General features: G+C 45.2%; 22 protein-coding genes. 10 read left to right on the forward strand and 12 right to left on the reverse strand.

Translation table 11 applies throughout. The annotated features are described in order from the left end of the window. Positions 1-144 precede the first annotated feature (144 nt). Complete coding sequence (locus L5M38_RS13175; protein ID WP_263179386.1) at positions 145-1,014, forward strand: hypothetical protein; 870 nt, start codon at positions 145-147, stop codon at positions 1,012-1,014. Positions 1,015-1,340: 326 nt separating this feature from the next. Here the strand turns inward: L5M38_RS13175 and glnA are convergent, their stop codons facing one another. Beyond that, positions 1,341-2,750: a glutamate--ammonia ligase gene (gene glnA, locus L5M38_RS13180; protein ID WP_113941334.1), complete on the reverse strand. Its 1,410-nt coding sequence runs from the start codon at positions 2,748-2,750 to the stop codon at positions 1,341-1,343. Positions 2,751-3,761: 1,011 nt separating this feature from the next. On the opposite strand from glnA, the gene typA reads away from it, so the two are divergent. Continuing rightward, positions 3,762-5,573: a translational GTPase TypA gene (gene typA, locus L5M38_RS13185; RefSeq protein WP_105251119.1), complete on the forward strand. Its 1,812-nt coding sequence runs from the start codon at positions 3,762-3,764 to the stop codon at positions 5,571-5,573. 112 nt (positions 5,574-5,685) lie between these two features. On the opposite strand, the gene L5M38_RS13190 is transcribed toward typA, so the two are convergent. The 6 genes from L5M38_RS13190 to L5M38_RS13215 all read right to left on the reverse strand — a co-directional run bounded on the left by L5M38_RS13190 (position 5,686) and on the right by L5M38_RS13215 (position 12,168). Continuing rightward, a complete protein-coding gene (locus tag L5M38_RS13190; protein WP_263179387.1) occupies positions 5,686-6,711 on the reverse strand; it encodes a GGDEF domain-containing protein in 1,026 nt (341 codons plus the stop codon). A gap of 195 nt (positions 6,712-6,906) precedes the next feature. After that, positions 6,907-8,568 carry an LTA synthase family protein gene (locus tag L5M38_RS13195; RefSeq protein ID WP_263179389.1) on the reverse strand — a complete coding sequence of 554 codons (1,662 nt, stop codon included), beginning with the start codon at positions 8,566-8,568 and terminating at the stop codon, positions 6,907-6,909. 516 nt (positions 8,569-9,084) lie between these two features. Next, positions 9,085-9,501 carry a hypothetical protein gene (locus L5M38_RS13200; protein ID WP_105251122.1) on the reverse strand — a complete coding sequence of 139 codons (417 nt, stop codon included), beginning with the start codon at positions 9,499-9,501 and terminating at the stop codon, positions 9,085-9,087. A gap of 282 nt (positions 9,502-9,783) precedes the next feature. Next, complete coding sequence (locus L5M38_RS13205; protein WP_105251123.1) at positions 9,784-10,998, reverse strand: 4Fe-4S binding protein; 1,215 nt, start codon at positions 10,996-10,998, stop codon at positions 9,784-9,786. Positions 10,999-11,264: 266 nt separating this feature from the next. Continuing rightward, the gene (locus L5M38_RS13210) at positions 11,265-11,918 is read right to left on the reverse strand and encodes a DUF2959 domain-containing protein (RefSeq protein WP_173497437.1); all 654 of its coding nucleotides are present in this window, start codon (positions 11,916-11,918) and stop codon (positions 11,265-11,267) included. 28 nt (positions 11,919-11,946) lie between these two features. Next, positions 11,947-12,168 carry a hypothetical protein gene (locus L5M38_RS13215; RefSeq protein ID WP_006079786.1) on the reverse strand — a complete coding sequence of 74 codons (222 nt, stop codon included), beginning with the start codon at positions 12,166-12,168 and terminating at the stop codon, positions 11,947-11,949. 81 nt (positions 12,169-12,249) lie between these two features. Here L5M38_RS13215 and L5M38_RS13220 point away from each other — a divergent pair, with 81 nt between their 5' ends. The 6 genes from L5M38_RS13220 (at position 12,250) to azoR (ending at position 16,574) form a co-directional block, all read left to right on the forward strand. Continuing rightward, positions 12,250-13,221 (forward strand): virulence factor BrkB family protein, encoded by a 972-nt coding sequence (locus L5M38_RS13220; protein ID WP_212600263.1) that lies wholly within the window; start codon positions 12,250-12,252, stop codon positions 13,219-13,221. 35 nt (positions 13,222-13,256) lie between these two features. After that, positions 13,257-14,210, forward strand: coding sequence for an alpha/beta fold hydrolase (locus L5M38_RS13225; protein WP_263179391.1), 954 nt, complete (start codon positions 13,257-13,259; stop codon positions 14,208-14,210). Further along, a complete protein-coding gene (locus tag L5M38_RS13230; protein WP_263179392.1) occupies positions 14,207-14,812 on the forward strand; it encodes a hypothetical protein in 606 nt (201 codons plus the stop codon). Before L5M38_RS13225 ends, L5M38_RS13230 begins: the two co-directional genes overlap by 4 nt. 16 nt (positions 14,813-14,828) lie before the next feature. Further along, a complete protein-coding gene (gene dtd, locus L5M38_RS13235; RefSeq protein ID WP_131524019.1) occupies positions 14,829-15,266 on the forward strand; it encodes a D-aminoacyl-tRNA deacylase in 438 nt (145 codons plus the stop codon). 92 nt (positions 15,267-15,358) lie between these two features. Continuing rightward, the gene (locus L5M38_RS13240; RefSeq protein ID WP_263179393.1) at positions 15,359-15,796 is read left to right on the forward strand and encodes a thioesterase domain-containing protein; all 438 of its coding nucleotides are present in this window, start codon (positions 15,359-15,361) and stop codon (positions 15,794-15,796) included. A gap of 181 nt (positions 15,797-15,977) precedes the next feature. Further along, positions 15,978-16,574 carry an FMN-dependent NADH-azoreductase gene (azoR, locus tag L5M38_RS13245; RefSeq protein ID WP_219255026.1) on the forward strand — a complete coding sequence of 199 codons (597 nt, stop codon included), beginning with the start codon at positions 15,978-15,980 and terminating at the stop codon, positions 16,572-16,574. Between the two features lie 167 nt (positions 16,575-16,741). Here azoR and L5M38_RS13250 read toward each other — a convergent pair whose 3' ends face one another. The 3 genes from L5M38_RS13250 to L5M38_RS13260 all read right to left on the reverse strand — a co-directional run bounded on the left by L5M38_RS13250 (position 16,742) and on the right by L5M38_RS13260 (position 18,048). Next, the gene (locus L5M38_RS13250; RefSeq protein ID WP_168826480.1) at positions 16,742-16,927 is read right to left on the reverse strand and encodes a hypothetical protein; all 186 of its coding nucleotides are present in this window, start codon (positions 16,925-16,927) and stop codon (positions 16,742-16,744) included. 75 nt (positions 16,928-17,002) lie between these two features. After that, a complete protein-coding gene (locus tag L5M38_RS13255; RefSeq protein WP_105251132.1) occupies positions 17,003-17,326 on the reverse strand; it encodes a rhodanese-like domain-containing protein in 324 nt (107 codons plus the stop codon). Between the two features lie 146 nt (positions 17,327-17,472). Beyond that, positions 17,473-18,048: a helix-turn-helix domain-containing protein gene (locus tag L5M38_RS13260; protein WP_263174576.1), complete on the reverse strand. Its 576-nt coding sequence runs from the start codon at positions 18,046-18,048 to the stop codon at positions 17,473-17,475. Between the two features lie 164 nt (positions 18,049-18,212). Between L5M38_RS13260 and L5M38_RS13265 the strand changes: the two genes are divergently transcribed. Further along, positions 18,213-19,400: a benzoate/H(+) symporter BenE family transporter gene (locus L5M38_RS13265; protein ID WP_263179394.1), complete on the forward strand. Its 1,188-nt coding sequence runs from the start codon at positions 18,213-18,215 to the stop codon at positions 19,398-19,400. 51 nt (positions 19,401-19,451) lie between these two features. On the opposite strand, the gene L5M38_RS13270 is transcribed toward L5M38_RS13265, so the two are convergent. Beyond that, positions 19,452-19,928 carry a GNAT family N-acetyltransferase gene (locus tag L5M38_RS13270; protein ID WP_263179396.1) on the reverse strand — a complete coding sequence of 159 codons (477 nt, stop codon included), beginning with the start codon at positions 19,926-19,928 and terminating at the stop codon, positions 19,452-19,454. A 494-nt stretch (positions 19,929-20,422) separates the two neighbouring features. Between L5M38_RS13270 and L5M38_RS13275 the strand changes: the two genes are divergently transcribed. Then, positions 20,423-21,898, forward strand: coding sequence for a KAP family NTPase (locus tag L5M38_RS13275; RefSeq protein ID WP_263179397.1), 1,476 nt, complete (start codon positions 20,423-20,425; stop codon positions 21,896-21,898). 3 nt (positions 21,899-21,901) lie between these two features. Here the strand turns inward: L5M38_RS13275 and L5M38_RS13280 are convergent. Continuing rightward, positions 21,902-22,116: transposase (locus tag L5M38_RS13280; protein ID WP_263179398.1), on the reverse strand; the 215-nt coding region annotated here is incomplete at its 5' end.

A 22,116-nucleotide genomic window follows, 5' to 3' on the forward strand; every position in this document is an offset into this window, starting at 1 on the left:
GTCATCAGTGGCAGCTTTGCCACCAAGATGCTAACAGGCCTTATAGCGGCAAGATCGTCAAGAGTGAGAAGACATTAAGTACGAGCTGTGTGGATAGGTTAACGATGACCGTGCAGTCCGTGGGCACAGCAAAGGAATAGCTATATGAATAAGAGGGCAGCGCCGCAGTCGGCGTCGACAGAGCAAGAGACACAACTGTTGGACGACAGTCGGTATGAAGACCTGCCGCGCAGTGAGTACCTGCAATTACCCCAAGAGGAGCAAGACCGGCTCTATCAGTTGCGTCTGCAGCGGGTGCGAGAGGCGCCCACGCTTTATGAGTGGGATATTCGGTTGGCGACTGTCTATGGTCTATTTTGGTTAACCTTCCTGATCCCGTGTGGCTGTTTAGCACTTATAGGGAGCTATTTGTTATCTGGCGATACTAGCTTGGGTATGGGGTTAATCATCATGGCCCTAATAATGTTCCTATCTGCTCGTTACCTCTGGTTTGCAGACAAGCAGTACCATTATCGGCTCACCACCGAGGGGTTAGTTACCACCTATCATGATGCTATTCCGGATGCAGCCTATGCGGTAGTGCGGGGGCTGGCTTGGTTTGGGGTGGTGGTTTGTATTGTCGGGGTGGCCTTTTTAGGCCCAGCAGCGCTGGTTGGTGTAGGTGGAATGGCTCTGGGGGCATTTTTCTTTACTGGTTTTAAAAATGTAGAGACAACTTACGAGAGTCCTATAAAAAATGGGCATCGCCATTTGATTAAGATAACGCGGAATCGTCCATTTATTGCCTGCCAATCGGATGTACGAACAATGGGCTTACGTGCAAGTATTCGTCTTCATTGCCCATTGGATAAGATGCACATTATCTTGTCATTACTGATGACGCAGTTACCTGATTCTGAAATCCGTGTATTTAAAAATGAGCGCGTGTTAGATGGCTTACCATTTGCGTCATTTGAGTCAGGCGAACCTGCCCAACTGGTAGATTTTGCCCCTGAGAATACCCAGCCTAGTTGAATAAAGCGTGGACACTTAACAATAATGGCGCGGTAGTTAACTTCCGACTATATAGGTGGTTTTTCTGCTGCATCCATGTTTAGTTTAGATCGGTTTTTAACCATCTATCTCTATTGTTGCTGTTGTCGCGGTGTCTGGCGTGCCTTCTCTGAATGATAAAAGAGTGGTTGGCGATGATGCCTATTTAGAGAACAACGCGATGATTGAATCAGAATAAAAGTTGTATATACCTTCAAAATACAAAAAGCCCCGATAGCGTTGCTATCGAGGCTTTTATATTTTCTGTATAAATTACATAAAGCGAGCCGGTTGTATAGCGCTAGCCATTACAGGCTGTAGTACATTTCAAACTCAAGTGGGTGAGTTGTACGTGCTACGCGCTCAGCTTCTGCTGTTTTCAGTACGATATAAGATTGGATGAAATCTTCACTGAACACGCCGCCTTTAGTCAGGAACTCATGGTCAGCTTGCAGATTTTCAAGGGCGTTTTCTAATGATGTTGCCACTTGTGGGATTTCAGCCGCTTCTTCTGGAGGCAGATCGTACAGATCTTTGTCCATCGCTTCACCTGGGTGGATCTTGTTTTGGATACCGTCAAGACCCGCCATCAGCAGCGCTGCGAAACCTAAGTATGGGTTTGCATGTGGGTCAGGGAAACGTGCTTCGATACGACGGCCTTTAGGGCTTGGTACCACTGGAATACGGATTGATGCAGAGCGGTTACGGGCAGAGTAGGCCAACATAACAGGTGCTTCAAAGTGTGGCACTAAACGCTTGTAAGAGTTAGTGCTTGGGTTAGTGAAAGCGTTCAGTGCGCGAGCGTGCTTGATGATACCACCTATGTAGTACAGAGCCGTTTCACTTAAACCTGCGTATTTGTCGCCAGCGAACAAGTTAACACCGTCTTTCGCCAGAGATTGGTGAACGTGCATGCCGCTACCGTTGTCACCAACGATGGGTTTAGGCATGAAAGTCGCAGTCTTACCGTAAGCGTGTGCCATGTTGTGCACTACGTACTTCAGAATTTGGATTTCATCCGCTTTCTTAGTCAAGGTGTTGAAGCGAGTGGCGATTTCGTTTTGACCTGCAGTCGCCACTTCGTGGTGATGCGCTTCAACCACTTGGCCCATTTCTTCGAGCACTAAACACATAGCGCTACGTAGGTCTTGTGATGAGTCAACCGGTGCAACTGGGAAGTAACCGCCTTTAACAAATGGACGGTGACCTGTGTTGCCGCCTTCGTAGCTAGTGCCTGAGTTCCAAGCCGCTTCTTTAGCGTCGATCTTAACGAAACAACCTGACATGTCAGTACCGAAACGGACATCGTCAAATAGGAAGAATTCTGGTTCTGGTCCAATCAATACAGTATCAGCGATACCAGTAGAGATCAGGTAAGCTTCTGCTTTTTTAGCAATTGAGCGTGGGTCACGGTCGTAACCTGTCATAGTACCGGGTTCAAGAATGTCACAACGGATCAGCGCTGTGGTTTCTTCGGTGAAAGGATCCAGTACAAATGTCGTTGGATCTGGCATCAGTACCATGTCTGATTCGTTAATGCCCTTCCAACCTGCGATAGAAGAACCGTCAAACATTTTGCCGTCTTCGAAGAAATCAGCATCTACCTGATGAGAAGGAATAGATACGTGCTGCTCTTTACCTTTAGTGTCGGTAAAACGTAAATCAACGAACTTAACTTCTAATTCTTCAAGTTGCTTTAAAACTGATTCAACTGACATTCTCAAGCCTCCGGTAGGGTAAAGGGATGCCCCTTCTATAATCTTTTAACTCAAGTGATTTATCTTGAGCCAAACTTACGAGCTATAAAGCGATATCCATGCCAATAATTTAACTTACTGATTAACATGATTTAAAATCTTTGTTGCACTTAATTGGATTCGCGTGTGCACCATAATGGTGCTTTTGTCTGTGGCATTTTGGTGCATTACTCCATTTTGGTGCGCACTGAATTGATTCATGCAAACCTTAAGCTGGGATGCACAGCGATAACATGCACCGCTTATATGGCACTGAGATGGCAATGACGCTTTGGCTTTCACTATCTCAGTAAGTACCGCCTCTGTGAAGCTCGCACATACTTGCAGCACTGCACGGGACTATTTATCACCGCATAACCGCCGCATAATTGTCATAAAACCACGCTAGTCTGTCCAACTATGCCACGCATTATCAATCCAATAGTGGTTTATTATCATATTATTAGGAAAGAGTTCGTTCTCATGTGCGAAATGTCTTTGCTGTTCACAGGCCAAGTGAAATCAGTGATGCGTAAGAAAGGTATCCCGTGACAATGAAGTGAGTCTTAATGTCATCGGGTGTAAACGCCAACATGAACGTTAGATTAAGTGTGCCGCAGAATTTATTGCAGTGTGTTCACGTGGTAATTTCTCTGTATCTAAGTCGATTTTGCTGATGCTTAAATCGACATTAGCAGTGCTAACATTGAATACGAAAAATAGCAAATTCAGCTGCTTAACTCAGATTTTTCCTACGAATATGGCAATTAAACAGAGCGTTAACTCTGGCTATAGAGGATTTCATTCAGTGGATGATTGGCGGAAATTACCCAAGGATTGGCGAATTGTTTTATAAGTGTTCAAAAATAATCCTGTGCGCCAAGGCCGCTCTGGAGTAGAATGGCACGCTTTTTATTGTGGTAGATCGAGCTCGATCACCATAACGAATTACTGAAATATCCCTATTTTTGTTTGATGGTAAGAGGTTTATCCGTGCTAGAGAATTTACGTAACATCGCCATTATTGCACACGTTGACCATGGCAAAACGACCCTGGTAGACAAGTTGCTGTCACAGTCAGGCACCCTTGCAACCCGAGGAGAAGCCACTGAGCGGGTGATGGACTCCAACGATCTTGAAAAGGAACGTGGGATCACGATTCTGGCAAAGAATACTGCCATCAAGTGGAACGACTACCGTATTAACATCGTTGATACCCCAGGCCACGCCGATTTCGGTGGTGAGGTTGAGCGTGTTCTGTCTATGGTTGACTCAGTATTATTGCTGGTTGATGCCGTTGACGGTCCAATGCCACAAACTCGCTTCGTAACGAAGAAAGCGTTTGCTCAAGGCTTAAAGCCAATCGTTGTTATCAACAAAATTGACCGTCCAGGTGCACGCCCAGATTGGGTTATTGACCAAGTATTCGACCTGTTCGATAACTTAGGTGCAACTGACGAGCAGTTAGATTTCCCGATCGTTTACGCTTCTGCGTTAAACGGTTTTGCAACTTTAGATCCGGATGTAGCGAGCGATGATATGACGCCGCTGTTCCAAACTATCGTTGAAAAAGTATCTTTCCCAGATGCTGACGCCGAAGGCGCGTTCCAGATGCAAATTTCGCAAATCGACTACAACTCATACGTGGGTGTTATCGGTATCGGCCGCATCAAGCGTGGTAGCGTGAAAACGAACCAACAAGTGACTATTATTGGCGCTGATGGCAAAACTCGTAACGGTAAAATGGGCCAAGTATTAGGTTACATGGGTCTAGACCGTACTGAAGTTGAAATTGCTAACGCTGGCGACATCGTTGCTATCACTGGTTTAGGCGAGCTGAAAATTTCTGACACTATCTGTGCCGTTGGTGCAGTAGAAGCTATGCCACCTTTGACTGTTGATGAACCTACTCTGACCATGACTTTCCAAGTTAATACTTCACCTTTTGCAGGTAAAGAAGGTAAGTATGTGACTTCACGTAACATTCTGGAGCGTCTGCAAACAGAATTAGTCCACAACGTGGCACTGCGTGTTGAAGAAACAGAAAGTCCAGATCGCTTCCGTGTATCTGGCCGTGGTGAATTGCATTTATCAATCTTGATTGAAAACATGCGTCGTGAAGGTTACGAGTTAGCCGTATCACGTCCAGAAGTTATTCTGAAAACTATCGACGGTGAACTGTGTGAACCATTTGAAACCTTGACTGTTGACGTTGAAGAAGAAGATCAAGGCACAGTAATCGAGAAATTAGGTACCCGTAAAGCTGAAATGAAAGACATGCAGCTTGATGGTAAAGGTCGTGTACGTATCGACTTCATCATCCCAAGCCGTGGTTTAATCGGTTTCCAAACTGAGTTTATGACAGCGACTTCTGGTACTGGTCTAATTTATCACTCATTCGACCATTATGGTCCGCACAAAGGTGGCGATATCGGTCAACGCGCTAACGGCGTATTGATCTCTAACGCAACGGGTAAGGCTCTGACCTTCGCACTGTTTGGTCTGCAAGATCGCGGTCGTCTCTTTATCGGCCACGCCGCTGAAGTATACGAAGGCCAAGTGGTTGGTATTCACGCTCGCTCAAACGATTTGACAGTTAACTGTTTGAAAGGTAAGCAGCTGACCAACATGCGTGCTTCTGGTACTGACGAAGCCCAAGTGTTGACTACGCCAATCACAATGACACTTGAGCAAGCGCTTGAGTTCATCGATGATGATGAATTAGTTGAAGTAACGCCTAAGAACATTCGTGTTCGTAAGAGACACTTGACTGAAAACGATCGTAAGCGCTTTAACCGCGGTTAATGCCAGTCTGTTAATTCAGGTGACACGCCCTTAAGGTGAGTCAATCGGTTTAAAAAGCCCTGCATAGGAAACTGTGCAGGGCTTTTTGTTGGGATAAATTGAGTAATGGGTATTAGTAGTCCTCATCCATCACCCGTATGCAATTGCGCCCAGCGGATTTTGCGCGGTAGAGGGCGGCGTCCGCTTGGCGAACGAGTTCTAAAGCATTTTGTTTGTTAGAGGGTTGCAGATAGGCGACGCCTGCGCTCACTGTCACAATCCCAAGGTCGGTATTTGCATGCGGAATGGCAATGGCTTGGATCAGCTGATGTATATGCTGCGCTGTATCGAGTACCGTTTGTTTGTCGACATTCGGTAATAGAATGACAAATTCTTCGCCCCCGTAGCGAGCGACTAATTCGCCCGCTCTGCGACCGGACTGGGACAGTGTACTCGCTAATTGTTTAAGGCAATCGTCTCCGGCGAGGTGGCCATAGTGATCGTTAAATTGTTTAAAGTGGTCAATATCGAGCATGATGAGGGCCAGTGAGGAATTACTCCTTTGTCCTCGACTCCACTCTGTTTGTAACATCATGTCAAATAGGCGGCGATTGCCTATATTGGTTAAACCGTCGGTATTGCTGAGTATTTCAAGTTGCCTATTGGCTTCTGCCAGTTCACTGGTTCGAGCTGTGATCATGGATTCAAGTTCGACGTTACGTTCCTCTAATCGCGCGATCGGGTAAATTTCCCCTTTGTGGGCTAAGCCGTAGGGGATGGATATGCCGCTGTGGACAATCATCCAGTCGTTGTTTTCTCGGTGAAATATCAACACTAGCCGTGCTGTCTCGCGGGAAAGCATAGGATTAGGGATAGGTAAGTGGATATGAAAAAAGGCAGTCACAACCACGAGGTTGTCGGCAAGGTCTTGTAAAGAAAGATCCAACATTTCGATGTGGATTCGCTCAGGCACTTGTGCAAAGTCCTGACGAGTGATTCGCACCCATTCTTCCCTGCTGGTGACAAGCTGGTCACTGCTCCCTGCATAGCCGCTAAAGTTATCACTAAAGCGACGAGTTAGCCTGTCATCACGGGAGGCATACATCTCAATATATTCGTCAAATAACGAATGGATCAATTGCTGTCGGTCGGGTCGCATAGGTTAGCTCCGTTGGGGAACATAAAACCATTTTCCTAATATCCGTATAGGAATATTATCTGCGATAAAGTTTAGCTGTTGCCTGATTGTAATCAATTTTATGACGTATATATTAAAAATACTGCAGAGAGTGATGTAAGCCATTATCTGCAGTATGTTTTGTGAGACAAAATTATTTTGCATTCACCTAATGTATTATTTCGCCCAAGTATTATTTAACACAGCCTGTTGGGATAGTTGGAATTCAAGTTTTAGTTGTTCTGCATACTTAGGAGCATCATTTTGAGTAAAATCTGCACTATCACTCTCTGATATGATTTTATCTCCCGCAATTAAAAACGAACCCGAGTTAGTAAATGCGCCTAGTAAGTCCCCTTTTACTACTATGCTGTAGGGTTTTCGGTCTCTATAAAGTGATCGTCCAACAGATGCGAATTCGTTATTAAAACCGAGTAAATCAAAAGCTGTAGGTAAAATATCTAGTTGGCTTGCAAGTATTTTATGCCGTTTAGGGGTTATGTTTTGCCCTGGACGGTAAATCCATAACGGAATATGGAATGCACTTTCTAAGCCCGGCGTTTTCGTATTGAACAAGGTATGATCTGCTAAAATCATGAAAGTCGTATTTTCGTACCAGTCCTGCTTTGAAGCTTCTGTAAAAAATGCTTTAAGAGCTTCATCTGTATATCTAACTGTGTTCAAAAAATCTGTAAATGTATCTTGGCCATACGGATAAACCTGTAAGTGCTTCGGTGTTTCTACGTATGGCATGTGGGTGGTGCCTGTAAATGAAAAACTGATAAAAGGTTTGTCACTTTTATTGGCCAGTTCGAGTGTTTTCATTAGCATTTCATAGTCCCAACCAAATTGAGCACCATCGGGATCGGGATAATCTGAGCGGGTAATGGGGATATCACTGCGACCTAAATATTGCTGAAAACCCGCATAGTTAGCGATGGAATCTAGGCGAATGGAATCGCGTTTTGAGCTTTGCAGCATTTGGGTTTGGTAGCCGTGTGATTGGGCGATATTACCGATTTTTGTGAGGCGTGATAATTCGAGACCACCACCAATATAGCCCACACTTTCTAGGGGCGGTAGGCCGAATAAGCTGGCTTGAACCCCTAAATTACTGCGCTGACCGACGGCGTAAAAATTGTCATATACTTCGGCTTTTTTAGATAATTCATCTAAAAATGGTGTGACTCTATAATCTGATCCGGATAAGCCATCGACATAGGCGTAGCTCAATGCTTCAACTAAAATAATGACTAAGTTACGGCCATTGGGGCTATTTTCTGGGAATTGACTGAGAAATGGATATTGATACGCTTCATCTTCAGTTTTGTTCAGACGGGCTGCAAGCTGTTCTGCGTTGAAATATTTGTAATCTGTGCGTTGGTAGCTCTGTGCTGTTCCTTTGGCCCCTGTGTAAATGCCATTTAATATCAAATTAGCTTGCTGCTCATTCTGGCTATCATAGGCATCGATAATCCCTAATGGCTTACCGTGTAAGTCTAATCCGCGCATGCATAGGATCAATAAGGGTAATGCGAGTAAAAATGTACCACATTGAGCTAGAAATGATTTATGCGGTTTGGCGACATAGAAAAGGGTACGCCATTTTTTTAGCCAAAAAAGGATGGCTGAAATAACTAATACTAAGCTAAATATGGTCAGAGCAAGATGATCTTTGACTAGAAACGGAATAATAAATGATGTCTCTGTCATGAGTAGAGGCAAATCATTAAATGTGTGTCTGTTTACTACCCCAAAATAGATGAAATCACCCATCAGTGCGATGGTCGATAGCATCAGCATAATTAGACCTAGTTGCAGTCCAGTTCCTTTTATCATTGAGGCAATTCGCCCCTTTGCTGGGGTTAATATGAGTAAGGTCGGCAATAGCAGCACATAGCTCGCTGTCATTAGATCAAATCTAACTGAAGTGAACAGTATCGTCATGACATCGATACTTCCCGCAAAATAATCGTGATACGCAATGTAATTGGCTAAGCGGAAACAGGCGAGAATGAATAACATTGAGACATAAAGAAACAACACACTGCGAAATTGACTTAACTTCATACGATTAATTTGATCATCAGACATTGAGAAATGGCGCATAATAGCACAGCAGTCGTCACGAGTTCAAAATCAGGCAAAGCTTGTTGGTATTGCTTAGCAGTGACTGCTGATGAGAGGTTACTGGATTGCGTTAGCTGAGTGTGTCACTGGACGGCACGTGAGGTCTTTTCTGGATAGTATTACTTTGCAGTGGCTTTATTGTTGACGCCTATCATCGCTGTAGTGCGACCGAGGACGTCGGGATACTCGATAGGACTTAGAGCCCTATCGAGTGAGCAGTCAAACTTATGATTTAGCTTTATCTGCCAGTTTTACCGCATTGACACTTTCACCTTTGAAGCTGATAGTCACATTTTTCTGAGCGACTTCATTATCTTTTAGCAAAGTCTTAGTGGTTTCTGCCAGCATTGGAGAAGCTGCATTTAACGCACTAAGATCATAGGCCCAAACTTCTAGATCCGCTTCATTATAAGTGCTAGCAGGCGCACCTAATTTTTCAGTGATTGTTTGCTTGGTTGAGCCTTCTTTAATGCCGAATGTATTTTTAATCGCTTCATTCGTTGCGCTGTCTAACGCATTGGTCGCCGTATCATTCACTGTGTCAGTGACAGATTGAGTTGCTGATTTAACGATTGAATCGAATGGGCCAGCATAAGCAAATAATGGCAGAGCAGTAAGAGCGATCAATAATGATTTTTTCACACAATAATTCCTTTGGTTAATACATTCCTTTATTAAATGCGCGCGAATTAGACCAGTAATTAGATTTTGTGTCAATTAAGCATCTGTTCTATATGATTTTATTTTAATCCTTTCAGATTATTCCTACTAAGTTGGTCAACCTTTAGTTGTACCTAAAGGTTTCCATTTTGAGGTTTTCTAGTCTTATCTGCTGCTATTTTTCAATTTCGTTAGTGTTTTATTCCATCGCAATTGGATCCCGTCATATGTGTCATTTTAGGTGTTCTAGTGATGTCGCGTGTTCTAGTGCCCAATTCTATTAATCACTTGGATCAATTCCATGCGGATGTTGTCTGGTGTTTGGCTATGCCAGAAACCTGCTAAGTAAGCGCCCAGCGGTAGGATAAATAATGCGATAAGCACTAATGCGAGCAATCCTTTATGACCGAGCCTGTGGCCAGATTTCAGTCCAAGGCCGAGGGCGGCGGATTTAGGGCAAGCCGCGACACAGCGCATGCAGGCTTGGCACTCGTCACTGCGAACCGTGGTTTTAGTGTGCACTATGATGTTTGCTGGGCAAGCGCGGGTACACTTGTCACATTTCATTCCTTTCGCTTCGATAAGGCAGTGTTGGGTATTGCGGCGAATTTTTAATGGGCTTGCAAAGCTTAAGATCCCAAGCATAGCGCCATAGGGACACAAGTAACGGCAGAATCCCTGACGACGCCATGCCGCTAAAGCGAGGATCAGCGCAAATACCAGTAGCGTGATTAGGCTGGGTGTTAGGAAGAACAATGCCATCTTCAAGTCGGCAATCTTATGATAATTACCTTCAAGATAATGGGGGATGGATTGTGCTGGCATACCAATGACTATGTAGCAAAGTGCTAGGAGTAATAGATATTTCAACATTCGCAGTGGCCAATCTAGCCAAGCGGGTGGTGTAAGCTCTGATTTAATAAAGCGTTTTCTAAAGGAATACAGATATTCCCCTGCCAGACCTAATGGGCAAGCCCAACCGCAAAATGCCCGCTTGCAGAGTAAACCTGTGAGTAATACTGCCGCTAGCATGACTGCTGCCGCAGGATGGGTTTGATCCCACAAATTTAGGCTGATAATGGCCTTAAGCTCAATGCCACCCGCAATCGGTAAAAAGGCATCGACTACGTCTGGGCGCATTAGCCAAGGTGTGATTCCTTGCTTAAGCAGTACGGTATTGATTGTGTATTGTATGGCAACCAGCAAGAGCGATAGCGCTAAGACATGTTGAGTCCCTTCACGAAGGGTATTGATTTTAATTTCACCCTTGAGTGCATCAGGCGCAAATTTATGCCCAAGTAGCATCAGTGGTAGTGCAATAAGAAGCCCGAGAGCCAGTGGCCAATAAAGACTCATTGCCACCGCACCGATACTGAGCAATAGAGTGGCGACAGCGCCCCATTTCTGGCCGCTCCAATAGCTGAGGGAGGCGAGATACATGAGTGCCAACATCAGCGTGAGTGATTCGATAAAAGTCATAGTGATGAATACAGCTAATAAGTTACAAGTACAGGCTCTGAGTGGTGAACTGAGGATAAGTTTTTGAGTAATAAGTGAAATTGTGCGTCAGATCTAAGATTCGCGCTATCAATCAATTAAAGCGCGCCATAGCTCACAAAGCTAAGTGTTTTAGTCTTGCACAAATAAAGTATGGCTTGCAGGGACATAGGGCGAGGTCACACAAAGAATAAAAAGCCCCAGCAATTTATTTTGCTAGGGCTTAGGAGTTCAGTGGGGCATTTGGATTAATTTTTTGATTTTTCGAGTGCTTCGATAAATTTGCTCGATTCGTTAATCGAGGTGTTCATCTCTTTAATCAGGCCAGAAATATCGGTTTGCAGACTCGCAAATTCGCTTTTAATCGCACCAATGGCTTGGGCGTTCAAGTTATGCTTGAGATACAGCATATTATCTTTCATGGCGGTGAGTATCGGCGGCATTTTTGACTCGGCACGGCGCATACTTTTAATCAATTGTTCATAGGCGCGGCGCGTTTCTTTGAGTTTAGCTTCACTGTTGCGGCGTAGATTAGCTTTACTGATCTCGCTAATTTCATTTTGCCACTCATCGAACAGTGCTTCGGCTACATCTTCGACTTTATTGATGCGGTTGCTGACGTTGTCGGCGGCACTTTGAGCCGATTCGTATTCATCTTTGGCTCTGCTATAGGCTTTTTCTAAGTTGCCATCACTGTAATTGAGCAGTGCTTGCATTTCTTCTAAGGCTGAGCTGAACTCTTTTTGAGCATCCTGTTGGGATTTTTTCGCATCTTTAACTCTGTCGACCATAATATCGCGTTTATGGTAACCGACCTTTTCCATTGCGCCGTAGTAGGCACTCTGGCAACCACTAAGCAGGAGACTTGTGGCAATCAGCCCTGAAGCTATCAGTCTTTTCATTGGGTGTTCCGTCGCTGAATGAAATTAATTAATCGGCTTTAAATCGCGCCGCATCGATAATGCTCCACAGATGAAAGATAGCACCTATTACCGCGGGCACAATCAGCCACCAGAGGGCATAACCCACCACTGTGATAATGAAAAATAACAGTGCGGCCATTATTCGGCCTTGCAATAATTGGCCTAGCCCAGGAAAAAATAGGCTAGCAATAGCAGAAATAACGTTACCTGCAGATCCTTGTTGAGACATCAATTCACTCCTTAGACTTGTAAATTAAGTGTTTATTGTACGAAGATAACGAGTCTATACCAACAGAATCAAGAGAAACCCGTGACTAAGAAGATAGAACTGGCACAAATTCGCGCCTTATTCCTCGGGATCTGGCACTTCCTGCTGCATTTGAGACGGCGTTTAGTTGAAGATCAAATCAATATTCGCGCCGGACATTTAGCCTATGTCACACTGTTGTCACTCGTGCCTATGGTGGCGGTGACTATGTCTATGCTGTCAGCTTTTCCGGTATTTAAGGGGATACGTGGACAGATAGAAGGTTTCGTTTATCAGAATTTTTTACCCGCCGCTGGCGATACTGTGCAAGTGTATATCAATGAGTTTGTGGCCAATGCCTCTAAGGGGACTGCGGTTGGGATTGCGGCCTTAGTTGTGGTTGCCATTTTGCTGATTTCTGCCATTGATAAATCGCTCAATAACATTTGGCGTACTAAAGAGAAGCGTTCAGTGGTGGTGGCTTTTTCTATGTATTGGATGGTCATCACTTTGGGCCCGGTATTGGTGGGGGCCAGTTTGGTCGCCACTTCCTACGTGGTGTCACTGAAGGTCTTTGACGGTCAGTTGTCGGGTGTGGTGCCCGTGTTTCTTGAGCGTTTGCCCATGCTGTTCTCAGTTGCGGCATTCTTGCTGTTGTATATGGTGGTGCCTAATCAAAAAGTGAAGTTTCTACATGCACTATTAGGGGCGATTGTTGCCGCAATCTTGTTTGAGTTAGGTAAAAAAGCCTTTGCTTTGTATGTCACTCAGTTTCCGAGTTATGAAGCGATTTATGGTGCTTTAGCCGTGATCCCCATTATCTTTGTCTGGGTGTATTTATCGTGGATGATAGTATTACTCGGCGCGGAAATTACCGCCGCGATGCCTGAATATTTAGATTATGAGTCGAGCTCAGATGATGACGAAACAGCTCTGAATGCTAAGCCTCTAGAAAATGCCTCCCAAGATAATTCCGCTGCGGTGTTAACTTCGGCTGAGGTGACGGCACTCAAGGCGGTGGCTAAATCTGAATGACCCCATTAGAGGATTATTAATGGCGATGACACTGAATGCCTGAATCCTTCCCATTTTTTATCCGTCGCGACTGGTTTAACGTTGGCAATGGTCAGCAATTGCATCTGGCGCAATACGGTAATCCACAAGGTATCCCACTGCTGTATTTGCACGGCGGTCCAGGAGCGGGTTGTGATATCGGTGATTTAGCTTTATTTAATGGCGATCAATATTGGATTTTGCTTTTAGATCAACGCGGTTCTGGGCAATCTTTACCCTTTGGCGATTTAGCAAATAACCATCTCACTGGTTTGATTAGCGATATTGAGGCGATTCGCCTTGCATTGGATATTGAGCGTTGGTGTTTAGCAGGTGGCTCTTTTGGGGCCACATTAGGCTTAATTTACAGCGGATTATTCCCAGAGCGGGTGATTGCACAGGTACTGTGGGCGTTATTTATTCCATCCAAAGAAGGTCTCGACTGGCTCTATGGCGCTGACGGCGCTGCAAAATTGCAACCTGCGGCTTATCGACTCTTCAATGACATTTTTCCGGTTCAGTTATCGCTGATTGAATTACTGGATTCGTACCATCAAGGTTTGGCATCGGCAGATGAAAATGTGCGATACCATTTTGCGCGGCGTTGGGTACAGTGGGAGTTGCAGCTTGCGGGGGCGAGGTTAGTGTTACCAAGGCTGTTACCCGAATCCGTATTAGCATTAGCCAATATCGAGTTACACTTTGCTCGACATAATTACTTCAATGCCATGAATGTGTTACAGCGCGTGACGCCTAGAGTGAAGGCGCGTAGTGTGTTATTGCAAGGAATGCAGGATGCGATTTGCCCAGCGGCGCTATTGCGCGATTTTGTGGCTGAGCTAGAGCATACTATTACGATTCAATCTGTTGCCGACGGCGGACATATGCTCAATAGCGAGTCGTTGTTTTTGGCGGTTACAGCAGAAATCCATGCTATGTGGTCGTGGATACATCAAAGGGAAATACAATGATAACATTGCTCATCAGTGCCACTTTACTCGGATTAACCGCGTGTGCTACCACGGCCCCTTCTCAAACAAGCGCTATTGATCAAGTGGCGACTCAGGAGGTCGTGAGTGCCCCTGTCGCGCCCAAAGTTGTTGAACTCGGTGGGTTGACCAATGAAACTGCCGCTGAGCGCTTGTATCAAGCGTTGATTGACGCAAATTATCTGGCCACCCAAGTTGCGCCGACGAAAGTCGCGGTGCAGTTTGGCGATAACCAGTTTTTGCTTGAGCCGAGCATTAATTCTGCAGGCATTGACCGTATTTTAATGAATCGCTTCTATGCAGTGCATCCGCAATTGCAGGCCAGCCAAGAGTTGCCTGCCGTGATTGGCACCTTGAATCAGAAGCTTAATTTTGCCAAGTTTGTGTTGCTGGACCAAGGCGCAGTGATCCAAGTGCAAGGTACAGTGACCTTTGCTGACCGTATTGAAATAGAAGAATTACGTCGCTTTATGCTGTGGACGAACGGCGGCTTAGCGCAGGTCGTACAATCTTTGCCTGATGGCGTAGAGCAATATATCCGCCCGCTACCGCTAATGCCGCAAATGGTTCCCGTTAAGCCTTAATCTAAAAGGAAAAGTTGTGATTGCTTTAATTCAAAGAGTGAGTCGCGCCAGTGTGGTGGTTGATAACCAAACCCTAGGTGAAATCAATAAAGGCTTGTTGGTTCTGCTCGGTGTCGAGCAAGAAGATACCCGCGAGAAGATGGAAAAGTTGGCGACTAAAGTCATGAGTTATCGCGTTTTTTCCGATGAAAATGGCAAGATGAATCTCAATCTAGAACAAGTCGGTGGGTCTTTGTTAGTCGTGTCACAATTTACCTTGGCTGCCGATACGGGTCGTGGCTTGAGGCCGAGTTTTTCAGGGGCGGGTACGCCGGAACAAGCTTTAGGCTTGTATGAAGAGTTTGTCGCATTCTGCCGCGCTAAGGGCGTTCATACAGAAACCGGACAGTTCGGCGCCGATATGCAAGTGTCCTTAGTCAATGATGGCCCAGTGACCTTTAATCTGCAGGTGTAGCTTCTATCGTGATGTTTATCTAGGGGTCTAGGTGATGGGGTGCTAGGCATAATCAATGTCGCTTGTAGCAAGGGAGTATTAAGAGAATACACATGGATCAATTACTCATTAAATTACGCCAGACTTGGCACAGTACGATCCCCGTTAGCGAGTTTATGCAGATAGTGCCACTCGATTACAACGAGGGAGAATTTCGAGTCACAGCGCCGATGACGCCCAATATTAATCTGCATCAGACCATGTTTGCGGGCAGCATTTATACCTTGATGACCTTAACAGGCTGGGGTGCCGTGTGGCTAAATCAACAGTTGGTGGGCGTGGCGGGTGATATTGTGCTCGCCGATGCCCATATTCGTTATCTTGCTCCTGTGACTTGTGACCCTGTGGTAAAAGTACAATGGCCAGATGTGGATCTCAGCCCGTTACAAAGGGGGCGTAGAGTTAAGGTGAAGCTGGAAGTGCAATTGTATTGTATGGATTCACTGTGTGCGGTTTTTGAAGGACTGTATGTTAGTACGTCGAAAGTATGAATGCGTCGAAAACAACTTAGTGTATCTGTACGTCGAAGATGACGTATAACCTTTCTAAAAAATCGAAGCTAATCTCAGATTTTATCCGCTTTATTTCTTTTTTATGGGCTAATACACTAGCGTCATAGAGTTGAGATATTCCATCTGACTCTGAGTCATTTACCTATTTTCGGAGCAGATTATGTCTAAAGTCTTAATTTTAAAATCAAGCATTCTTGGCGGTTATTCACAATCTGCCGTGTTAATTGACCACTTAGCGAGTCACTGGGAAACCCAAGGCGCCGCTATTACAGTGCGTGATTTAGGCGGTAAAGACGTACTACCTATGGTAGACGGTGAAATCGCTTCTGGGTTACGCGGTGGTGCAGAATTATCGGCACGTCAGCAAGAAATGCTCGCCTTATCAGATACCTTAGTCGCTGAATTAAAAGCGAACGATACGATTGTTATCGCTGCACCTATGTACAACTTTACGATTCCGGTTCAACTTAAAAACTGGATCGATTTTGTCGCCCGTGCCGGTGTGACTTTTACTTACACTGAAACAGGTCCAAAAGGATTAGTGGAAGGTAAACGCGCTGTGTTGGTGACGACCCGTGGCGGCGCTCACAAAGATGGCCCAACGGATCATGTTGTACCTTACTTGAAAACGGTTTTAGGCTTTATGGGTATCACTAATGTTGAAGTTGTTTACGCCGAAGCGTTGAACATGGGCCCTGAAGCCCACGACAAAGGCATGAGCGAAGCGAAACACAGTATCGATCAGCTGAAAGCTTAATTGTCCCATTGATTAGCTGAGTCATTTGATTTAGCTGAATAAATAATGCCAGCCTTTAATAGGCTGGCATTTTTGTATGTCCATTTCAGCTAAGCACGCTTGGCTTAAGTGGCTAGGTTTGAGCAACTAGACTCGAGCGGCTAGGTTTAAGTGGCACGCTAAGCTGTTTATTCGCAAAGGCTGCAGCCTTTGGCTAGGGTGCTTGTCTCAACATAACGCACCTTAGTGCTGGCTTGGTCGCGATTACGACTGATGCTAAAGCGTGCATGGCGCTCAGTTTCGAGCGGCTTTTCAGCAGTGTTACCCTGTGTGGCTTCAAACTGTAACGCTTTGGCATGATTTGTTTTATGCATACACCACCTCGCAGATATTTAAGTCATCACAATGTACAGACTGGCCTGATTAGCGCCGCACAACCAAGGCTTAAATTAGCTCGGCTGGCAGCAGACTAAATCTTTAAGCGAACCGCCATTTACCACGCAGCTAAAGCCATTGGCCTTGAGAATGTCGCAGCCTTTTTGCGCTCGAATACCCGCGCCACAATAGAGCACGAAGGGATGTTGCTTATTGTCGACTTGGTGTAACCATTGGTCGAGTGTTGGCAGCGGCACATTAATGGCTTGGGGCAAATGACCTGAGGCAAATTCCTCCGGCGAACGCACATCAATCACCCGTGCGCCTTGCTCAATCAATTGCCAACATTTTTCGCCTGAGTGGCTGCCGGATAACTTAGCCAGTAAAGATTGAAACATAGCATTGCTCCTACCATTAGAAAGTTTTCAATAAGTTTATTCTAATGGAGTGGCGAGTGCAAGCGTTGCAGATTATCGGCAGTGAATGGTTTGGTCTTTGGCGTTGTTGGTACTTGAACTCTGCATTACTGGCGTTAGATAAGCTACTACAAGCTAAATTCATTGCCTCTTTGATAGTGAATGATGTCGTGGAATACCACGGCTTGGTCGTTTAGATTGCGATAGCCATGGGGTTTGTCGGCCGCAAATCGTACTGCTTCACCTTGCTTGAGTGGTTGCCACTCGCCATCGACTAGCACTTCCATAGTGCCGCTCAAGACAATGACATGCTCAGTGACACCCGTTTCATGGGGCTCAGAAAGGCGCTCATAGTTTGGCAGCAGCGTGAGTTCAAACATCTCGAAACCGAATCGCTCTTCAAAGGGGAAGAGTGAGGCGACTAGCATGCCGTCGGTGGCGGGTTGTTGGCGTAACTCGTCGGGCTTACGGAATACTGCGCCTTGGCTCTGGGGTGTGGGTTCGAGAAAGGTCGACAGCGAGATATTGAATCCACTGGCTATTTTCCATAGCGTCGCAATGGTTGGGCTTGATTCACCGCGCTCGATTTGTCCTATCATGGCCTTACTCACGCCCGTCTCTTGGGCGGCTTTATCTAAACTCCATCCCTTTTGGTTGCGAAGTGCTTTAAGCGTGGTGGCGAGATAGCTGTTTATCGTCTGCACAATGGCCCCATCATTTTTATGAAAATTTAGTTTGTACGTTATAACGCACAGGTGCTATCTTGTCCATCTCGTACGTTATAGCGCACAAGAAGCTATCTTGTTCATTTTATAAGTTATAGCGCACAAAGTAATGGCGACATCAATTGCAGAAAAAGGGAGTGGATATGTGGCGAGATGCAGGGAGTTTGTCAAAAATATCAGCGGGTTTTATTGCGGTATTAGTGGGTTATAGCAGCTCGGCTGTGATCATCTTTCAAGCGGCTGAGGCTGTGGGGGCGACACCAGCACAGATCAGTTCATGGCTGTGGGCTTTAGGTGTGGGCATGGGCGTGACCAGCATAGGGTTATCGCTTTACTACAAGAATCCTATTCTTACGGCTTGGTCGACACCGGGCGCAGCGCTGATGGTGACCAGCCTTGCAGGGTTGAGCGTCAACCAAGCCATAGGCGCTTTTCTGGTGAGTTCGATATTAATTACCCTTTGCGGGGTGGCGGGCTGGATGGATAAGCTTATCCGCATCATGCCGCAGTCAGTCGCTTCAGCCATGTTGGCGGGGATACTGTTGCAATTTGGCCTAGGGCTATTTCAGGCGATGCAAACCCAGCTGAGCCTCATATTGATCATGCTGTTGGTGTTTGTTGTGGTTAAGCCTTTTGCGCCGCGTTACATCATCTTACTGACCTTGTTGGTGGGTATAGGTATGAGTTTTCAATTAGATTTACTCAAGCTAGATGCGGTTCAGTTGCAACTGGCGATGCCCGTGTGGACTACACCTGAGTTTTCGTTGGCGAGTGTGATTGGCGTGGCGCTGCCGCTGTTTGTGGTGACTATGGCCTCGCAAAATATGCCGGGCGTTGCTGCGCTGCATGGTAATGGCTACAGGCCACCCATTTCACCTTTGATCACGACTACAGGATTCATCGGGGTTATCCTCGCGCCCTTTGGCGGTTTTGCTTTTAACTTATCCGCCATCACAGCGGCGATTTGTATGGGTAAAGAAGCAGACCCGAATCCCGCGACCCGTTACTGGGCTGCGGTGTGGGGCGGGGTATTTTACTTTATCACTGGGTTATTGGGCGCCACTGTGGTTGGCCTGTTTTCCGCTTTCCCGAAGGAATTAGTACTGGCCATCGCCGGATTAGCACTGCTTGGCACTATCGCCAATAGCCTGACCGCCGCATTAGCTAAAACGGAAGATCGCGAAGTAGCGGTAATAACTTTCTTGGTCACGGCATCGGGTTTTAGTGTGCTGGGCATCGGCAGCGCATTTTGGGGGCTGTTGCTTGGGTTTATTATCCATTGGTGGAACGGGCACAGAACTGCATCAGTAGTTAAGCGAGCGAATACTTAACTGCAGCAAAGCGCCTTAGAGATGAATTTCAAAGACTAAGGCGCATGTGTTTTAGATTTTCTTCGTCATAAACACACTATTGGGATCGAGTTGATAGGTGTCGAAGGGGCCGCAGCTTTCGAAGCCAAATTTGGTGTAGAGCATTCGGGCGGGGTTGAAGAAGTCCATCGAGCCTGTCTCTAGACTCAGGCGTTTGACGCCAGCGCTTATGGCATCGTTAATTAAGTGCTGCAATATCTTAGACGCTATGCCCTGTTTTTTATAGGGCGCGGCGGTGCGCATGGATTTGATCTCCGCGTGCTCGGCATCTAACCATTTTAGTGCACCGCAACCCGCGAGATTATTGCCATCCCATAGGGTCCAAAAGCGAATATTGGGCTGACGCAGGCCGTCAAGATCTAATGCGTGAACGCTTTCAGGCGGTGAGGTTGCCCGCATATCGTCGAGGTGTTCCTGCAGTAAAGCCGCTATCTCAGGCCCTTTAAGGTCATCTAAGGTGATTTTCATGGCTCTTATGGTGGATTTCATGGCAGATCGGTTACTCCCTATAATTGTGGCTTATCCATAATGGCGTCATTGCTTTGTTATCTGTTTGCCAATGCGCCGTTGTAGATAAGCAAATGTTAGGCCAAGCGTTTTTAGCTTTAGCTAAAGCTAAACGCAGAATCAAAGTCAAAGTCGTGGGGCTTCACCCCACACCCGACCAAAAGGGGAAAAGCGCCTGTTCCCCTTTTGGATATCCCCCGGCGTCCCCAACGGAGTTGAAAGCCCCTTGGGCATTAAGCGTCCTTATGCTATCGCGTCAGACGCTCGTCCCTGATTCGACTGACGCTATCTCGGCATCCATGCCTCGATCACGCAACGAACGCTAATGCCCTGCGGCAACTCCGAGGTGATGGTGTACTCCTTTGATTTCAGTGTTATTTGAGCGTCAAATATCATATAAAAGAGAAACTAATAAGGAAATATTGATTGGCAGTAACATTGAGCCGCAAAGTATACGAAATATGGAATAAAAACTCATGAATGACTCTACATCTTCACTAGCTTTTTCAACCTGTGCTTACAGGCAAATTCGAGAGAAGCAGGCTGATGCGTTTACGAAGTACTTGGATACTCGAAGTGATGAAAAAGCATATGTAGCGAATCTTAACGGCGCGTGGGGTACGGGTAAGACCTTCTTTGTCGATAATTGGTGTCGTAAACTTGGGGAGCAAAGATATGTTGCGATCAAAATCGACGCATGGGAATCTGATTATCTAAACGATCCACTTGCCCTTGTCACCGCTGAACTGTTGACTAAATTAAAATGTCAGAGTGGAATAACAGACTTTTCGGAAACCGAAAGTAAAATATTCAATGCTGGCTGGAAGTTAGCAAAAAACTTTTTGCCAGTAATCACCATGGCTTTAGGTAAACATTTTCTAGGTAGTGAGTTTGGCGATTTACTTAAAGAAATTGGTGTGGCAGTTAAAGATACGGCTAATGATCAAAGTGTATCAAAGAATCGTTTAGGCGAGTTTGGGAGAGAGATATTTTCAATACATAACAAGCATAAAGAGTTTGCCGTTGAGTTTAAAATGGAGTTATCTAATTTAATAAAGCAAGTTTGTGAACTGTCTAATAAAAATAAAGTTTATATTTTTATTGATGAATTAGATCGCTGTCGACCTACATATGCAATTGAAATGCTTGAGGTGATAAAGCACTTGTTTGATATTCCTAAGTTGGTTTTCGTGATGTCTACTGATACTAAGCAACTAGAGTGTTCAATTAAGGCTGTTTACGGTGAAAAATTTGATTCAGAAGAATATTTAAGTCGATTTTTTCAAAGGCGGTTAACTTTATCTGAGCCAAACTATTTGGATTTTATCAAGGCAAACGATTTCTTCTCCATAATAGAGTTTGATCCTGTACTAATGTACCCAGCAGTAACTAAAGATGTTGCGTACGAAATAGTAGCACTGTTTTGTGCTTTTCATCAGGTTTCATTGCGAAGAACGGAACAACTTTGCGCTAGGTTAGACGCTGCTTTAGTTAATTTTCCATCAAACACAGCTTTTTCATTTATAGAGCTCATTGGAAGTGTTTTTAGTTACGAACTTTATCCAAAGCTCAAGTTGAATTATTCGACTATGTATCGTTCTGGCAAACATAATTGGTCTGGATGTGAGCGAGAAATAAGTTATATTGGTGATCCAAATGGAGATAATGCGCAAAAGGCTCTGGAACAATACACTTTAGTTTGGAATAGTATGGTTAATGTTAGGGAGCATGCTTATCAACCTAGTCAGCTTTATCAAATTGAACAGGGTTTTCGTAATAACTTAAACAACTTAATAAGCAGGTTTGATAATTTTGGGAAATGCGAGCATCTGGAAAATCTTATTTGTTTGCATCGGAATAATAAGGTTGGCGTTGAAATCTCTATTGAGAATTTAATCCGAAAGATGAAAAGCGATGATAGTGAGGGCGTTCAAAATTCTGTGTCAGGCTAATTTTTAAATTTCCAGCACGCTATCTAAACGTCCTTCAAAATAAATCGCTAACTGAGATAAGCAAAGGCTCCAATTGTGGATTGGCATGGTCCATTTATCAGAGGCGTTTAATATGCCTGCGTAAAGTAGCTTCAACAAGCTATTTTCATTAGGAAAAGCACCTTTGGTTTTGGTGAGCTTTCTAAATTGGCGATGTACTGCCTCTACTGCATTGGTGG

Origin of the sequence: Shewanella sp. SM101 (assembly GCF_025654465.1) — a bacterium.
GTDB classification, from domain to species: Bacteria; Pseudomonadota; Gammaproteobacteria; order Enterobacterales; family Shewanellaceae; genus Shewanella; species Shewanella oncorhynchi.

Excerpts from the sequence above, each read along its gene's own strand:
- L5M38_RS13175 (WP_263179386.1), top strand. The coding sequence starts at position 145 with ATGAATAAGAGGGCAGCGCCGCAGTCGGCGTCGACAGAGCAAGAGACA.
- glnA (WP_113941334.1), bottom strand. The coding sequence starts at position 2,750 with ATGTCAGTTGAATCAGTTTTAAAGCAACTTGAAGAATTAGAAGTTAAG.
- L5M38_RS13190 (WP_263179387.1), bottom strand. The coding sequence starts at position 6,711 with ATGCGACCCGACCGACAGCAATTGATCCATTCGTTATTTGACGAATAT.
- L5M38_RS13195 (WP_263179389.1), bottom strand. The coding sequence starts at position 8,568 with ATGATAAAAGGAACTGGACTGCAACTAGGTCTAATTATGCTGATGCTA.
- L5M38_RS13205 (WP_105251123.1), bottom strand. The coding sequence starts at position 10,998 with ATGACTTTTATCGAATCACTCACGCTGATGTTGGCACTCATGTATCTC.
- L5M38_RS13210 (WP_173497437.1), bottom strand. The coding sequence starts at position 11,918 with ATGAAAAGACTGATAGCTTCAGGGCTGATTGCCACAAGTCTCCTGCTT.
- L5M38_RS13215 (WP_006079786.1), bottom strand. The coding sequence starts at position 12,168 with ATGTCTCAACAAGGATCTGCAGGTAACGTTATTTCTGCTATTGCTAGC.
- L5M38_RS13225 (WP_263179391.1), top strand. The coding sequence starts at position 13,257 with ATGCCTGAATCCTTCCCATTTTTTATCCGTCGCGACTGGTTTAACGTT.
- L5M38_RS13230 (WP_263179392.1), top strand. The coding sequence starts at position 14,207 with ATGATAACATTGCTCATCAGTGCCACTTTACTCGGATTAACCGCGTGT.
- L5M38_RS13240 (WP_263179393.1), top strand. The coding sequence starts at position 15,359 with ATGGATCAATTACTCATTAAATTACGCCAGACTTGGCACAGTACGATC.
- azoR (WP_219255026.1), top strand. The coding sequence starts at position 15,978 with ATGTCTAAAGTCTTAATTTTAAAATCAAGCATTCTTGGCGGTTATTCA.
- L5M38_RS13250 (WP_168826480.1), bottom strand. The coding sequence starts at position 16,927 with ATGCATAAAACAAATCATGCCAAAGCGTTACAGTTTGAAGCCACACAG.
- L5M38_RS13255 (WP_105251132.1), bottom strand. The coding sequence starts at position 17,326 with ATGTTTCAATCTTTACTGGCTAAGTTATCCGGCAGCCACTCAGGCGAA.
- L5M38_RS13265 (WP_263179394.1), top strand. The coding sequence starts at position 18,213 with ATGTGGCGAGATGCAGGGAGTTTGTCAAAAATATCAGCGGGTTTTATT.
- L5M38_RS13270 (WP_263179396.1), bottom strand. The coding sequence starts at position 19,928 with ATGAAATCCACCATAAGAGCCATGAAAATCACCTTAGATGACCTTAAA.
- L5M38_RS13275 (WP_263179397.1), top strand. The coding sequence starts at position 20,423 with ATGAATGACTCTACATCTTCACTAGCTTTTTCAACCTGTGCTTACAGG.